The 15,511-nt window shown below is 74.1% G+C and carries 8 protein-coding genes, 1 tRNA gene and 1 pseudogene; 5 read left to right on the forward strand and 5 right to left on the reverse strand.

From position 1 onward, the window contains the following. Nucleotides 1-47: 47 nt before the first annotated feature. The 3 genes from ACIA8O_RS20790 to ACIA8O_RS20800 form a co-directional block, all read right to left on the reverse strand. On the reverse strand, nt 48-269 hold the full coding sequence (locus tag ACIA8O_RS20790; RefSeq protein ID WP_396295405.1) for a hypothetical protein: 222 nt from the start codon (nt 267-269) through the stop codon (nt 48-50). Nucleotides 270-332: 63 nt separating this feature from the next. Next, entirely contained in the window at nt 333-1,646 is a 1,314-nt protein-coding gene (locus ACIA8O_RS20795) for an SWIM zinc finger family protein (protein WP_396295406.1), read from the reverse strand. Continuing rightward, a complete protein-coding gene (locus tag ACIA8O_RS20800) occupies nt 1,643-4,603 on the reverse strand; it encodes a DEAD/DEAH box helicase (RefSeq protein WP_396295407.1) in 2,961 nt (986 codons plus the stop codon). Before ACIA8O_RS20800 ends, ACIA8O_RS20795 begins: the two co-directional genes overlap by 4 nt. A gap of 147 nt (nt 4,604-4,750) precedes the next feature. Here ACIA8O_RS20800 and ACIA8O_RS20805 point away from each other — a divergent pair, with 147 nt between their 5' ends. The 4 genes from ACIA8O_RS20805 to ACIA8O_RS20820 are packed head-to-tail and all read left to right on the forward strand — an operon-like array spanning nt 4,751 to nt 13,198. Next, on the forward strand, nt 4,751-6,346 hold the full coding sequence (locus ACIA8O_RS20805) for a TIGR02677 family protein (protein ID WP_396295408.1): 1,596 nt from the start codon (nt 4,751-4,753) through the stop codon (nt 6,344-6,346). Further along, nucleotides 6,346-7,689, forward strand: a complete 1,344-nt coding sequence (locus ACIA8O_RS20810; protein ID WP_396295409.1) for a TIGR02678 family protein — start codon at nt 6,346-6,348, stop codon at nt 7,687-7,689. The genes ACIA8O_RS20805 and ACIA8O_RS20810 overlap by 1 nt, the downstream gene beginning before the upstream one ends. After that, nucleotides 7,686-11,921, forward strand: a complete 4,236-nt coding sequence (locus ACIA8O_RS20815; protein WP_396295410.1) for a TIGR02680 family protein — start codon at nt 7,686-7,688, stop codon at nt 11,919-11,921. Before ACIA8O_RS20810 ends, ACIA8O_RS20815 begins: the two co-directional genes overlap by 4 nt. Continuing rightward, a complete protein-coding gene (locus tag ACIA8O_RS20820; protein ID WP_396295411.1) occupies nt 11,918-13,198 on the forward strand; it encodes a TIGR02679 family protein in 1,281 nt (426 codons plus the stop codon). Before ACIA8O_RS20815 ends, ACIA8O_RS20820 begins: the two co-directional genes overlap by 4 nt. Before the next feature lie 135 nt (nt 13,199-13,333). On the opposite strand, the pseudogene ACIA8O_RS20825 reads toward ACIA8O_RS20820, so the two are convergent. After that, nucleotides 13,334-13,603, reverse strand: a pseudogene (locus tag ACIA8O_RS20825) (DNA/RNA helicase domain-containing protein); the annotation flags it as partial. Nucleotides 13,604-13,819: 216 nt separating this feature from the next. Beyond that, a tRNA-Leu gene (locus ACIA8O_RS20830) sits at nt 13,820-13,907 on the reverse strand. A 206-nt stretch (nt 13,908-14,113) separates the two neighbouring features. Between ACIA8O_RS20830 and ACIA8O_RS20835 the strand changes: the two genes are divergently transcribed. Next, a complete protein-coding gene (locus ACIA8O_RS20835; protein ID WP_396295412.1) occupies nt 14,114-15,439 on the forward strand; it encodes a M20/M25/M40 family metallo-hydrolase in 1,326 nt (441 codons plus the stop codon). The last annotated feature ends 72 nt before the right edge of the window (nt 15,440-15,511 follow it).

Here is a 15,511-nt window from a genome sequence, read left to right on the forward strand (position 1 = left end):
ACAGCCGGACCCCGGCTTCCGCCGGGGTCCGGTGGGCTGCCGGCGTCCTAGCCGGCCCGGTACGTGCCCGTCTCACGGTCGCGGTAGACCGCGCCCGCCTTGCGCAGCTGCTCCAGGTCCCGCCGCACGGTGCGCGGGTCGGGCTCGACCACGTAGCTCGCGCGGGCGCGCACCCAGTCCCAGGAGCCGCCGTCCTTCCGCATCGCCTGAAGAAGTTGGTCGCGCCTCTCGATGGCTGAGGTGGGCGCGTCGGGGGTGTTCTCGTTCATTGGCTCATTCTTGCCCGGCACCGGCACAGCTCCCAACTCCGTGAAACGTCCCGTCGCGGGAGGTCAGGACGGTTCCGGGTCCAGGGCGGTGGCGAGGGCCGCCGCCGGGTCGCGGTCGGCGGGGCCGGCGGGCCACCAGGTGCCGGACTCCTTGCGGTAGGGGTACCAGAGCCGGTCGGAGCCCAAGCGCAGCTGTGCGGCGCGGCCGGTGGCGGTGAGCCGGTTGCGGGTGGCCCGCAGGGCCGGGGTGCGTTCGCCCTCCCACGCCTGCCTGACCGCGTCGCGGGCGGCGGCGAGTTCGTACGGCTCCGGGTCCCAGGGCTCGTTCAGGACCCGCAGGCCTTCGGGGCCGCCGTGGCGCCATGCGCGTACGGCGCGGGCGAGGTCGGCGTGGCCCAGCCCGGCGGCGTCCGCCAGGCGCGCGGTGACGGCGGGCGGGCCTTCGGCCGCGGCGAGACGGATGACGTCCTGGTCGATGTCCAGTGGGCCGGCCGGTGCCGCGTCGGGACTGGCGGGGGAGAGCGCCTCGGTCAGCAGTCGTGCGGCGCGGGCGGCGGCATCGGTGGCGAGGAACTCCAGCGCTGCCGGGTCGATCCCGGTGCCAGGGGCACCCGCACCGGTGAGCAAGGCGGTGGGCCCCGGGCGGTCGGTGGCGGGCGGTGGGCCGGGAAGCGGCGGGAGCCCGGTCCTCGCTGCGGCGAAGACGTCCTTGGCCGGCACCGATCCGGCGGCTGACGGTACGTCATGGCCGCTCGCGGACTCCAGGGCCGCCTGCGCGGCGTTGCGGCGCTGGAGCTCGTCCATGAGTTCCTGCTCGCCGCGGCCCCGGAGCAGCAGGAGGACGAACGGGTCCTCGTCGAGCAGCCGGGCGACCTGGTAGTAGACGGCGGCCGCGTGTTTGCAGGGGTGGCCCCAGTCGGGGCAGGAGCAGGCCGGGGTGAGCTCGCCCTGTCGGGGAAGCAGCCGTACCCCCGCGCGTGCGGCGTCCTCGGCCAGTTCGGCGGGCACGTCACGGTCGAGCAGGGCCGCGATGTGCCCGGCCTGCCCGGCGGCGGCGTCCAGCAGCAGTTCCCAGTCACGCTCGCTCAGCACCGGGATGTCCATCGACGTCCGGTACGGAGTGCGACGGCTGCCCTGGACCCGGGCGGCGACCCGGCCGGGGGTCACGGTGATCTCGCCGACGTTGCCTCCCCGGGCGTAGGTGCGGCCGCGGGCGAGGCGGCCGTCGGCGGAGCGCTGCTTCCCCTCCAGTGCCTCGACCCAGGCGTTGCCCCACCAGGACTCGGCGAACGACCGGCGGCCCCGGGCGGGCGGAAGCGGGGGGAACGTCCGGCTGCGTGCGGCGTCGGGGCGGCCGGTGGTGCGGCGGGCGCTCATGCGGGGACCTCCTTGCGGGACCGGGCCGTGCGCGCCCGACCACCGGCGCTCCGCAGCTCCACCAGCTCGGCCAGCTCGGCATCCGTCAGCTCGGTCAACGCGGCCTCGCCACCGCCCAGGACGGCCTCGGCGAGGTCCTTCTTGTGTTTCAGCAGCTCGGCGATGCGGTCCTCCACCGTGCCCTCCGCGATCATCCGGTGGACCTGGACCGGCTGGGTCTGGCCGATCCGGTGGGCGCGGTCGGTCGCCTGGTCCTCGACGGCCGGGTTCCACCAGCGGTCGTAGTGGATGACGTGGGCGGCCCGGGTGAGGTTGAGGCCGGTACCGGCGGCCTTCAAGGACAGCAGGAAGACCGGGACTTCGCCGTCCTGGAAGCGCCGTACCAGCTCCTCGCGCCGCTTGGCCGTGGTGCCGCCGTGCAGGAACAGCGCCGGGATGCCGCGCTGTGCGAGGTGGCCTTCGATGATCCTGGCCATGGCGACGTACTGGGTGAAGACCAGCACGGCGTCGTCCTCGGCGAGGATGGTGCCGAGGAGCTCGTCCAGGAGTTCGATCTTGCCGGACCGCTCGGCGACCCGGCCCGGCCCGTCCTCCTTCAGGTACTGCGCCGGGTGGTTGCAGATCTGCTTGAGCCCGGTGAGCAGTTTGACGACCAGTCCGCGCCGGGCGATGCCCGTGCTGTCCCGGATCTCGGCCATGGTCTCGCGCACCACGGCTTCGTAGAGCGCGATCTGTTCCTTCGTCAGACCGACGACGCGGTCGGTCTCGGTCTTGGGCGGGAGTTCCGGGGCGATGCCCGGATCCGACTTCCTGCGGCGCAGCAGGAAGGGCCGGACGAGGGTGGCCAGGCGCTCGGCGGCCCGGGGGTCGTCGCCGCGTTCCACGCCCCGGGCGTAGCGGTCCCGGAAGGTCCTGAGCGGGCCGAGCAACCCCGGGGTGGTCCAGTCGAGCAGCGCCCACAGTTCGGAGAGGTTGTTCTCGACGGGGGTACCGGTGAGGGCGACCCGGGCCCGGGAGGTGAGGGTGCGCAGCGCCTTGGCGGTGGCGGAGAACGGGTTCTTGACGTGCTGGGCCTCGTCGGCCACCAGCAGTCCCCAAGGCCCGGCCGCGTCGAGCCGGGCGGCGTCCCGGCGCATGGTGCCGTACGTGGTGAGCACGAACTCGCCTGCGGCCAGGCCCTTCAGTTCGCGGGCGGTGCCGTGGAAGCGGCGGACGGCGGTGCCGGGGGCGAACCGCTCGATCTCCCGCTGCCAGTTGCCGAGCAGGGAGGTCGGGCAGACCACCAGGGTGGGGCCGGCGGTGGCGGGATCGGCCTGGCGGTGCAGGTGCAGGGCGATCAGGGTGATGGTCTTCCCGAGGCCCATGTCGTCGGCGAGGCACCCGCCGAGGCCGAGCGAGGTCATCCGGTGCAGCCAGCCGAGGCCGCGCAGCTGGTAGTCGCGCAGGGTGGCCCGGAGCGCGGCGGGTTGGGGCAGGGGCTCGCGGCGGGCGGTCGCCTCGGGGTCGGTGAGGCGGTCGCGCAACTCGGCGAGCCATCCGGAGGAGCCGACCTCGACCGGCTCGCCGTCGACCTCGGCGGTGCCGGTGAGGGCGGCCGAGAGGGCGTCCAGCGGGGTGAGGCGTCTCTCCTCACGCTCGCGGGCACGCCGCACCGCCTCGGGGTCGAGCAGGACCCACTGGTCGCGCAGCCGGACCGCCGGACGCTGCGCCTCGGCCAGACGGTCCAGCTCGGACTTGGTCAATTCCCTTCCGCCGAGCGTGAGTTGCCAGCGGAAGGCGAGCAGCTTCTCGGCGGAGAGCAGCGACGGCAGGTCGGAACCGGCCGGCTCCGGCGGCTCGACCACCGCGCGGACGGTGAGCTCGCGGACCAGCTCCTTGGGCCAGTGGAGCCGAAGCCCGGCTGCCGCGAGGCGTACCGCGGCGTCGCCGAGCAGCTCCTGGACCTCCTCGTCGGACAGCTCCAGTTCGGCCGGGACGGCCGCCGTCAGCAGCCGGCCCAGCGGAGGCCACACCCGGGCGGCCCGGCGCAGCGTCAGCAGCGTGTCGACCTTGGTGCGGGGGCCGAAGGCCTCACCGGCCGCCGCACGGCCTGACCAGAGATCGGCGGCGTCGGTGACCAGGGTGACGTCACCGAGGCTGTGCAGCTGGACGACCGCCCGGAAGGGCAGGTCGACGCTGTCGTCCTCCCGACCGTCGTACCGGCGATCGGAGTCTCCGGGACCACCCGCAGGCGGGTTGGCCGTCCCGGGCAGTTCCAGGCGCAGCGACACCCGCACCCCGGTGTCCAGCCCGGCGGCGACCTCGGCCGCCCACCCCCGGTGCGCGCCCGCCTGCTGGGGTGCGGGGGAGGCCCACGCCGGGCCGCCGGCCGCGAGGTGGGCGGCCGGGGTCCGGGGCAGCCCGTCGGCGACCGCGTCCAGGAAGGCACGCAGCAGCGGCTCGGCTTCGGGTAGTTGCAGCGGCGTACGCTCCGGGAGCGGCACGGCGCGGGCCTCCGGTGGCATCGCGGCGGCGAGCTCGCGGATCCGCCGGAGATCCTCCAGGTCCAGCGGGCCGACCCGCCAGGCGTCCGAGCCGCCCGGGCCGACACCGGGCAACAGCCGCCCCCTCGCGACCAGTTGAAGGGCGAGCAGACCGGCCGCCCCCCAGAAGGCGGCGGCCGGGTCGGCTCCGGTGCCGGTACGGGCCCGGGTGAGGACGGGCAGCGCCTGAGCGACGGTCAGGACGGTGGCCGGTACGGTGCGCCGGCGCACCGAAGAACCGTGCGGGCGGACGACGACGAGGCGAGTGACGCCGCCCCGGCCGGGTGGGGCGGTCCCGTCGGGGCGCCAGAACGCCACCTGCCCGAGCCGGGGCGGGTCGGCCGGCTGGAAGACGGCGGCGCAGGTGCCGAGCACGGAGAGCTCGGCCGAGCTCAGCGGGGCCGGAGCGGTGGCCGGCTCGGTGAGGTGGTGCACGGTTGCCACGATGTGCTCACTGCTTTCCAGCGGTCCGAACCGGTCTGTGCCAGAGCCTAGGGGACCGGGGTGCCCGGCAGCGGTGATCTGCGGGGGAATCCATGGATCGGGCCCGCACCGTCCCTGCCTGCGATTATCCTCGCGGGCATGGAGCAACAGGCCGGGGGGACGGCGGGTGAGGTGGGTGGCGGGCAGCTGACGGAGGAGCAGCTCTGGCAGCGGCTCGCCGCGTACTCCTACCTGAGCGCGCCCGAGCGGCTGGAGTACGTCGCGCTCATGCGGGTGTTCTGCTCGACCCTGCTGGCGGATCTGGCGGTGCCGGACATCCTGGCGAAGCTGTCGGGGAGTGACGCCTGGTCGCGTCAGGCCGACGCCGAGACGGTGACCGCCCGGCTGGAGCAGCTGGTGAAGTGGGGCAATCTGCTGCGCAGCACGCACACCGTCAAGGCGGCCAGCATCGCGGAGTACCAGCGTTCGCGGGCGCGTTACCAGCTCTCGAAGCTCGGCGAGCGGGTGCAGCGGGACGCGGACGAGGTGCTGGCGGGGGCGGATGCGGCCCGTGAGGTGAGCAGTGAGCTGCTCGCGCTGGTGGACCGCGGGCTGCGCGAGGTGGTCGAGGCCGTGGTGCGGCCGGGCGGTGCGGACCCGCAGGAGGCGCTGGAGAAGATCAGCACGCTGTTCGTGCAGTTCGCCGAATTCGCCGACTCGGTACGGGACTTCTACGCCTACCTGGGGCAGGTGCTGTCCCGTTACGACCTGGACGGCGGGGAGTACCAGGGTTTCAAGGAACTGCTGCTGGACTACGTCGAGGCCATCACCGAGGACGTGTCCTTCCGCTCGCCGAGGATCGCATCGAGCCTCGCGGAGCTCTGGCCCGACCTGCCCGGCCTGTTGGAACGGATCGACGAACACGCGGTCGGCCTCGGGACACTGGCGGACCGGACGCGCGTCCAGCGCAGCCGTGGGCGGGAGTTGGCGGACTGGGAGGGTCTGCGCGGCTGGTTCGAGGACCTGGACGGCCAGGGCAGCCAGGTGGACCAGCTGCGGGGCGCCACGCTCCGGGCGCTCCAGTCCCTGCTGGCCAACGCCAAGCGGATGCTGCGTTCGGCCTCCGGAGAGATGTCCCGGCGCCGGGACCTGCTCCGGCTCGCGGCGTGGTTCGACGCGGCCGAGCCGGAGACCGCACACGACCTGGCGGTGGCCGCCTTCGGTCTCCACGGCGCCCGCCACCTGGGGGTGGCGCCCGATCCGGAGGGGGTGGTGCCCGCCCATGTCAGCTGGTGGAGCGGCCCGGTGGTGGACGTGCCGGTGACCTTGCGGGAGCGGGGTGACCGCGCCCAGCGCGGTCGCGCCGCCTCGGTCGAGGACCACTCCGCCCAGAAGCAGCGCCTGCTGGACCAGGCGCGGGCGCTGGCGGATGCCCGGCAGGGGGCGGCGGACGAGCTGCGCAGCGCCTCGGGCCGTTTCGCGCAGGTCCGGCTGACCTCCGCCGCGATGGCACTGCTGCTGGAGCTGCTGGCCTCCGCGCTCGGGAACGCCCAGCTGCGCCGGCCCACCCGGGGAGACTTCGCACTGGAAGGCGTCTCGGCGGGTGACGCGGAGCTGGACCTCAGGTTGACGGCCCGTCGGGTCGTCGGCGCCGGCACGGTGCTGCACTCGGTGGACGGCGACCTGCTGGTGGACGACCTGGAGCTGGCCCTCGGCCGGTACGCCGCCGCCGGGCCGGCGGAGGCCGGAGCCTGATGGTGCTGCCCTCCACCCACGACGTCGAGTTGGCCGCCGAGCGCCGGGCGGCGGCCCGGCTGCTGCTCGCCCACCCGCTGGTGCACGCGGACGGGCCGCACGGTGAGGCCTTCCTGCTGATCCGCCGCCATGCCGACTGGCTCGGGCCGCGGTTCCAACAGGTGCTCGGCTACCGGCTGTTGGTGGAGGCCAGGTTCGCCAGGCTGTTCAAGGCGGGGCTCGGCCCCGGGGCCGGGCACCGGTTGGTGCGGTCCACCGGCACCCCGTTCACCCCGCGCACCTACGCCTGTCTGGCGCTCGCCCTCTCGGCACTGGTGACCGCTCCCGAGCAGGTCCTGCTGTCCCAGCTGGTGGCGGACGTGCGAGCGGCGGCGGTCGACGCCGGGCTGGAACTCGCCGACACCGGCCGCCAGGCGGAGAAGCGGACGCTGGCGGCCGCGTTCCGGCAGTTGGTCGGGTGGGGTGTGCTGACGGAGGTCGAGGGCAGCGTCGGTTCGGTGACCGAGGAGTCCGAGGGGGAGGCCCTGCTGACGGTCGACCGGGAGATCGCCCGCTCGATCGTCGCTGGCCCGCTGGCCCGGAGCCGGGACGGGGCCGACCTGATCGGCCGCGCGGCCGACCCGGGCTTCGGCGGGGCGCGGACGTACGTACGGCGCAGGCTGGTGGAGACGCCGGTGGTGTACCTGGACGAGCTCACCGCCGGCGAGCGGGAGTGGCTGCGCACCCGCCAGCGCCGGGAGGCCCAGGCCTTCGCCGAACTGCTCGGCCTGGAGGCGGAGATCCGCGCCGAGGGGATCGTCCTGGTCGACCCGGACGAGGAGTTGACGGACCTGCACTTCCCCGGCACCGGCACGGTCGCCCAGGCCGCGCTGCTGCTGGTGGAGCGGCTGGTACGGCACCTACGCCCCGACGGCGCCGGCCACCCCGCGGCCGGCGGCCGGCTGGTGATCGGCGTACCGATCCCGCCCGGGCTGGTGGACGAGATCCTGCACGACCTGGTCGAGGAGTACGGCCGACGCGGCAACTGGCAGCGCGGGTACGTCGAGGACCCGGCGGCGCTGCGCGCGGACGTGCTGGACCTGCTGGCCAGGATGCGGCTGGCAGCCCCGGCGGGCCCGCTGCGGGCGGAGGGCTTCGGCGTGCCCGACGAGTACGAGACCGAGGCCCCGGCCGGTCGGCAGGTCACCGATGTGCGGGAGGCCCGGGGGTACCCGGGCGGCGGCTGGGTGCTGCTCGCCGCGGCCGCCCGCTACGCCACCACCGTCACCGTCCGCAAGGCCGCGCGGCCGTCCGCCTTCGGCCCGCAGCCCGACACCACCCCGCAGGGAGAGCCGACACCGTGAGCCGCGAATCCGCCGGAGCCCAGCACCTCGGCCGTGGCCGCTACCGACTGCACCGGGCGGGCATCCGCAACGTCTGGCAGTACGACGAGCAGGAGTTCGCGTTCGGCGACGGCCGACTGCTGCTGCGCGGCAAGAACGGGGCCGGGAAGTCCAAGGCGCTCGAACTGCTGCTGCCGTTCCTGCTGGACGGCGACACCCGCGCGCTCGACGCCACCGGGACGGGCCGCACCACCCTCACCTGGCTGATGCTCGACGGCTTCGAACAGACCAACCGGCTGGGCTACCTGTGGGTGGAGTTCCGCCGCGCCGACGAGGACGGTGAGGACGGCGAGCAGTTCCTGACCCTCGGCGCCGCCATCCGCGCGTCGAAGTCCGCCAACACCGCCAAGCCGTACTTCTTCACCACCACCCGGCGGATCGGCCACGACCTGCAGCTGGCCGAGGCCGGGCAGCCGCTGCCACTGGACCGGCTGCGCGCGAGCGTGGGCACCGACCAAGTGCAGGAGCGGGCAGCCGACCACCGGGCGTGGGTGGCCCGGGAGCTGTTCGGCATCACCGACAGCGCCCGCTACCGCAACCTGACCCAGCTGCTGCACCGGCTCCGCCGCCCCACCATCGGCGACCGGATCGAGTCGGGCGGGCTGGTCGCCGTCCTCAGCGAAACGCTGCCCGGGCTGGACGAGGAGGTGATCGAGAGGGTCGCCCGCAACCTGGACGACCTCGACAACGTCCGCGGGGACCTCGGCCGGCTGGAGAAGACCGATGCCGCGCTGGGCCACTTCCTCGGCGGCTACCGGGGCTATCTGCACGGCGTGCTGCGTCGCCGGGCCGTCCGGGTCGGTGAGGAGCTGGGACAGCTCGGGGACCGGCGCAAGGCGGCGGGGGAGGCCGGAAAGCTGGTCGCCGAACTGACGGCCGGTGAGATCACGGCGACGGAGGCCCGCGACCGGCTGCGACAGGAGCAGGAGGACGCGAAGGCAGAGCTCGACGCACTGCGCCTGAGCACCGGTTACCGCAGCCTGCAGGAGCTCGGCGAGCGACGGAGCACGGTGGCCGCGCTGCGGACGGCGGCGGGGTCGGCCTTCACCGGGTGGCAGCTCGCCCACGGCGCGGCGGAGGCCGCCGGCGCCACGGTGTCGGCCGGAGCCGAGCGGGTGGGCACCGCGCTGCGCCGGCTCGGCTCCGCACACGCGGAGTTGGGGGAGGCGGCCGACCGTTCCGCAACCGGCCGGGCCCACCTGGGGGAGCCGGCTGCCGCCCCGGTCACCGTCCTGGCGGCCGCCGCCGAGGAGGAGCTCCCCGCGCCCGACGGTGACAGCCTGCTGCTGTGCCGGGAGCGGGTCCGGGCCTTCGACCCGGCCGCCGTGGCGCAGGCCCTGCACGGCTGGGACGGTCAACTGGCCGCAGCGGAGCCGGTGGTGAGGGCCAGGCAGCGGACGGTCGGGGAGCTGGCCGGGTTGCTGGCCCTGGCCCGCACGGCCGCCGACGCCGCGCGCGAGGCGGACCGTGAGCGCGAGCACCTCGAGAACCGGACCGAGGAGGCCGCCGCCGAGACCGAGCGTCGGCGCCGACTGGTCGTGGCGGCGAGCGACTTGTACGCCGCCGAGGTGTCCGCCTGGGCCGGCCGCCTGGAGAGCCTGGCCGAGGTGCCGTTGGGGGCTGTCCGCGCGCTGGTCGCCCGGGACGGGGCGGCCGACGCCACCTTCACCGAGCGGGCGCTCCCGGCCGAGACACGGGAGGACGTGGAGACCGCGGCCGACCAGGCCCTCGCCGGCACGGTCGAGCAGCTGTCGGAGGACCGTGGCGGTGCCCGGCTCCGCGTCCGCGAACTCGCCGCGGACATCGGCTCCCTGGAGCGGGAGAAGGACGAGTGGGAGCAGCGCTCCGACCCCGAGCCACCGCCTTCCCGTTACCGGGACACCGACCGGCCACCGGCCACCGGCGCACCCCTGTACCGGCTGGTCGACTTCGCGGACGGGCTGACGGCGGCCGACCGGGCGGGCCTCGAAGCGGCGCTCGAAGCCGGTGGGCTGCTCGACGCCTGGGTGACGGCCGAGGGCACGGTCATCGACCCGCTCACCCGCGACACCGTGCTCGCCCCCGGCCGGGCCGCGGTCGCCGGCCCCACCGTCGCGACCGTGCTGCGCCCCGTCGCCGTACCCGGCGCGGTGGTGACGGAGCACCAGATCACCGAGCACCAGATCACCGAGCTGCTCCGGACGATCGCGCTGGTTCCGCCCGGCATGCCGTTCGACCCGGCCGGGCACAGCGCGATCAGCGCGGACGGCCGGTGGTGGCTCGGCGTGGCACAGGGCGCGTACGCCAAACCACGGGCCGAGTACCTCGGCACCGAGGTCCGGGCCGCGACCAGGCGTCGGCGGATCGCCGAACTCGCTGAGCAGATCGGGGTAGCGCAGGAACAACTCGCGCTGGCAGAGCTGCACTTGAGGAAACTGACGGACCGGCTCAGTGAGCTGACCACAGCCCTCCGGCGTCGGCCGAAGGCCCAGGGCCTCACCGAGGCCTGGGCCGACCTGACAGCCGCCGGACGGGCGGAGTCCGCCCTCCTCCGGGCGACCGCCACCGCAGCGGGCGCGGCGAACCAGGCCCGGGCCGCGAGCGCGGAGGCCCGCCGACAGGCCGAGGCAGCGGCAACCGCGCACGCCCTGCCGACCGACCCCCAGGCCCTCGACGCCGTCCGGGACGCCCTGCGCGACCTGACCGCGGGTCTGGCCCGGCTCCGGGAGGACCTGCGCGCCGCGGACATCACGGCGGCCGCCCACCGGGAGGAGATCGACGGCTACGAGCAGGCCCGTGCCCGCCTGGCCGACGCGGAGAGCGGCTACCGGCGGCACCGCGGCGAGCTGGCCTCCGCCCGGCGGGCCCTCCGCACACTGGAGGAGGCGGTCGGCACCTCGGAGCACGAACTCCTCGACCGGGAGGACCGGATCGGCCGCCGCCTGGACGCTGCCGCCGTCGAACTGCCCAAGTCCGAGCGGACGCTGGCTCAGCTGCACGACCGGCGTGTGCGCGCCGAACAGGCCGAGCTGGTCAGCCGCGCCGAGCTCTCCGCCCAGGAGACCGAGGTGATCGACTCCGGCCGTGCCCTGCGCACCGCGCTCGCCACCCCGGAGGTACTGCGGGGCGCGGGCCTGGCGGACCACGCCGCCGAACTGACCGCCGCCGACCCCGCGCACAGCGACGTGCGAGCCCGGCTCAAGGCCCTGCACGCCCTGACGGACGTCTGCCGACGGGCCCTCGACACCGAACGCCGGGACGTCTCCGGCACCACCCTGCTCAACCGCTTCAACGACCTGCGCGACCAACTGGCCGGCGGCTACGACGCCGCACTGGAGGAACTCGACGGCATCATGGTCTGCCACCTGGTGGACGACCTGGGCCAGCACGACGTCGCCCTGGTCGGCGAGCGGATCGCCGGCCAGGCCGCCGAAGCCCGCTCCCGGCTCACCGAACGCGAACACGAGGTCTTCCAGCGCTTCCTCACCGGCGAACTCGGCGACAACCTGTCCCGCCAAGTCCTCTCCGCAGGCGCCCTGGTGGCGGCGCTCAACGACACCCTGCGCTCCGTACGCACCTCGCACGGGCTCGGCGTCGAACTCGACTGGCGGCTCGCCGACACCGTGGACGCCGACGTCCGCGCCGCCGTGGAACTCCTGCGCAGCCCGTCCGGACTGCGCACCCGTGAGCAGTCCGAGCAGCTCCGGGAAGTCCTGCAACGGCGGATCGAGGACGCCCGTCGGGCCGACCCCGGGGCCGGCTACACCGCCCACCTGCGGACCGCGCTCGACTACCGGACCTGGTTCACCTTCCAGCCCTGGGTCATCAACGAGGCGGCGACCGTACGGCGGCGCAAGTTCTCCGGCCGCACCGGCCTGAGCCAGGGAGAGCAGCGCGTCCTCTCCTACCTGGTGCTCTTCGCCGCGGCCGCCGCCCACTTCACCACCTTGGCCGAGGCCGCCCCGCAGGTGCCCCGGCTCATCCTGCTCGACGACGCCTTCGCCAAGGTGGACGAGCCGACCCACGCCCGGCTCGGCCGGATCCTGGTCGACCTCGACCTGGACTTCGTCCTCACCAGCGAACGGCTGATGGGGAACTGGCCCGACGTCCCGTCACTCCACATCTACGAATGCCTGCGCGACCCCGGCCACCGAGGCGTCGCCACGCTCCACTACGCCTGGAACGGCCGCAACCGGCGCCTGGTGAGCGAATGAACCCGCCCGACCGCCAACCACCCCCCGAGGCCATCGCCTGGCTCGCCCAACCCGAACTCGCGGAGCTGTGGACCGTCGTCCGAGCCCGGCTGGAGCGCAACGGTCTGCAGATCAGCGGCAGCATCGGGCTCACCGGCCTCGACGCACCGTCACGAGAAGCGCTCTCCCTCCTGCTCGGCCGCCGGATCGGCAGCCCCGACACCGCCGTCCGGCTGGCCGACCTGGACACCCGCCTCCGCGCCGGAGCCGTCGGGCGCGGCCTGGCGGACACCGTCCGCCTGCTCGGCGGCCCGCTCACCGACCGGCCGGCGGCGCGGTCCGCCGCCCAGGCCCGCCGCACCGACCTCTGGGCCTCGGTGTCCGCGTCCCTCGCCGCCTCGCCCCTCGCGGACGAGGACTGGGCCCACCAGTGGCTGGCCGACGTCCGACGCACCGGCACCGCCGCCCGCCTCCCGGCCGAAGCCGCCAAGGACCTCCTCCAGCAGGCGATCCAACTCCTCGGCCTGCTCCGGGCGGCCGGCGACCCCGGCCCGCAGTTCCGGGGCCGGGGCGAACTCGCCACCCTGGTCACCGGCACCGCCCACGGCCTGGACGACGACACCCTGCTCTCCCGCCTCGTCCTACGCGGCCTCGCCCTCGCCCTCGGCGCACCGCTCCCGGGCGACGCAGCCGGCCGGCGCGACCTGTGGCGGCTCGCGGCCGTCGCCCCTGACGAGGTGTCAAGCACCGTCCTCACCTACGGCCTCCGGCCGGTCGGCGACGGCTGGCGCGAACGGGCACTGCGCGAACGCGCCGACCACCACGCGGAGACCCACCTGACCCTGCGGGACCTGCGCTCCCTCGACCTCGCCGTACCGGCCTGCACCCGCGTCCACATCTGCGAGAACCCGCAGGTGGTGGAGGCGGCGGCGGCCACGGGCTGCGGTGCCGGTCTGGTCTGCACCTCGGGCAGTGCGGCCACCGTCGTCCTCGAACTCCTCGACGCCCTGGCCGCCGCCGGCTGCGAGTTCGCCTACCACGGCGACTTCGACTGGCCCGGCATCGCCCTCGCCAACCGGATCGTCCAGCGCTACCGGGCCCGCCCCTGGCGGATGGCGGCGAGCGACTACGAACACCTCGCCGCCCACACCCGGACCCAGGGCAGCCCACCCCTCCCCCTCTCGGGCACACCGGTGGACGCCCTCTGGGACCCGGGGCTCAGACCCGCGATGGCCGCCCTCGACCTGGCCCTGCACGAGGAGTCCGCCCTGCACCTGCTGCTCGCCGACCTGGCCTGAGCCACCGACGTCGACAGCGCCGCAGGTAAGCCCGACCGGCAATTGGGGGCGGCGTCGCGGCGCTGGGGCACGCACCCCACCGCCGCTCCTTCCCCCCACCCCCCAATTGCCGGTCGGTCCAAGCCCTGGACAGGGTCAGACGACGCTGTCGAACGGCCGACGCTGTTCGGGCTCCGATGCCGCCGAGACAAGCTCGCGCAGTTTCGCCCGGGTCTCGGCGTCGGTGGAGTAGATCACGGTCCCGATCATTCCGCGGGTGAGCAGGACCTTGTAGGTAGGGCGGACAAGCCGCTCGACATCGGCGTCAGAGACGGCTTTGGTGAAGGCGGGGTCCTTCGACGCGGTGCGATCGACCACCCAGTGGTCCCCGCGCCACACCAGATCCGGACCGAGGATCACCCCACTAGCGCCGCCGGCGGAGCACCGGACAGCGCGCGGTCAGGGTGAAGAACCGGGAGCTGGTCGCGTGCAGAGCCGAGTGGCCCCGACGGTAGAGCTCGCCGAGGAGCGAGAGCGCAATGACGCTCTTGCCCGTTCCGGGGCTGCCGAGGATCACCGTCTCGGCTTTCGCTGTCCTGCTGTGAACGCAGAAGGACCCCAGCTTCCGCTGGGGTCCTTCATTGGTGTCCGAGGGGGGACTTGAACCCCCACGCCCGATAAAGGGCACTAGCACCTCAAGCTAGCGCGTCTGCCATTCCGCCACCCGGACTAGGTGTCTGTCTTCGCGGGCTGTTCCCCGCGGCGACATGTGTAACTGTAGCAAAGATCAGCTTCAGGACCCAAAACCGTGCCTGACGGGGCTCGCGGGGCTTCGATCCGCGGGAATGGTCTTGGGGCGGAGCGGTGGCTGGGGGAGGATGGCCGGATGGTGCGGCGTGCCGGCCGGCCGGGTGGGCGAGACGACGAGGAGAGACCGTGAGCGAGGCGCGGACGGGGTCGAAGGTGACCGGGGAGTCGGAGGTCGCGGACATCTGCCGGGACCTGATCCGGATCGACACCAGCAACTACGGCGACGGGTCGGGACCGGGGGAGCGCAAGGCGGCGGAGTACGTCGCGGAGCAGCTCGCCGAGTTCGGCCTGGAGCCGAAGATCTACGAGTCGGCCAAGGGCCGGGCGTCCACCGTGGTGCGGATCGAGGGCGAGGACCCGTCCCGCCCCGGGCTGCTGATCCACGGTCACACCGACGTGGTGCCGGCCAACGCGGCGGACTGGACCCACCACCCCTTCTCCGGGGAGATCGCGGACGGCTGCGTCTGGGGCCGCGGTGCGGTGGACATGAAGGACATGGACGCGATGACCCTGGCGGTGATCCGCGACCGGCTGCGCACCGGGCGCAAGCCCCCGCGCGACATCGTGCTGGCCTTCCTGGCGGACGAGGAGGCGGGCGGCACCTACGGCGCGCGCTTCCTGGTGGACAAGCACCCGGAGCTGTTCGAGGGCGTGACCGAGGGCATCGGCGAGGTCGGCGGCTTCTCCTTCACCGTCAACGACCAGGTGCGCCTCTACCTGGTGGAGACGGCGGAGAAGGGCATGCACTGGATGCGGCTCACCGTCGAGGGCCGCGCCGGGCACGGCTCGATGGAGAACGACGACAACGCGATCACCGAGCTGTGCGAGGCGGTGGCCCGGCTCGGGCGGCACAAGTTCCCGCTGCGGATCACCAAGACGGTCCGGGCCTTCCTGGACGAGCTCTCGGACGCGCTGGGCGTGAAGCTCGACCCGGAGAACATGGACGAGACCCTCCGGGTGCTCGGCGGCATCGCCAAGATGATCGGCACCACGCTGCGCAACACCGCGCAGCCGACCATGCTGAACGCCGGGTACAAGGTGAACGTGATCCCCGGCCAGGCCACCGCGCACGTGGACGGCCGCTTCCTGCCCGGCTACGAGGAGGAGTTCCTGGCCGAGCTGGACAGCGTGCTCGGGCCCCGGGTGAAGCGCGAGAGCCTGCACTACGACAAGGCGCTGGAGACCGGCTTCGACGGTGCGCTGGTCGAGGCGATGCAGACCGCGCTGCAGGCCGAGGACCCGATCGCCCGGGCGGTGCCGTACTGCCTCTCCGGCGGCACGGACGCCAAGTCCTTCCAGGACCTGGGCATCCGCTGCTTCGGCTTCGCGCCGCTCCAGCTGCCGCCGGACATGGACTTCGCCGGGATGTTCCACGGCGTGGACGAGCGGGTGCCGGTGGACGGCCTGAAGTTCGGCGTCCGGGTGCTGGACCGCTTCATCGACGCCTGCTGATCCCCCGTCAGCGCCGACGGCCCGTCTCCGGATCCCCGGAGGCGGGCCTTCCGTTTGTCGGAGGGGATGACG

It is taken from the genome of Kitasatospora sp. NPDC051853 (genome assembly GCF_044452665.1).
Lineage (GTDB): Bacteria > Actinomycetota > Actinomycetes > Streptomycetales > Streptomycetaceae > Kitasatospora.

Coding starts and splice junctions, on each gene's coding strand:
- ACIA8O_RS20790 (WP_396295405.1), bottom strand. CDS start 269: ATGAACGAGAACACCCCCGACGCGCCCACCTCAGCCATCGAGAGGCGC.
- ACIA8O_RS20795 (WP_396295406.1), bottom strand. CDS start 1,646: ATGAGCGCCCGCCGCACCACCGGCCGCCCCGACGCCGCACGCAGCCGG.
- ACIA8O_RS20805 (WP_396295408.1), top strand. CDS start 4,751: ATGGAGCAACAGGCCGGGGGGACGGCGGGTGAGGTGGGTGGCGGGCAG.
- ACIA8O_RS20810 (WP_396295409.1), top strand. CDS start 6,346: ATGGTGCTGCCCTCCACCCACGACGTCGAGTTGGCCGCCGAGCGCCGG.
- ACIA8O_RS20820 (WP_396295411.1), top strand. CDS start 11,918: ATGAACCCGCCCGACCGCCAACCACCCCCCGAGGCCATCGCCTGGCTC.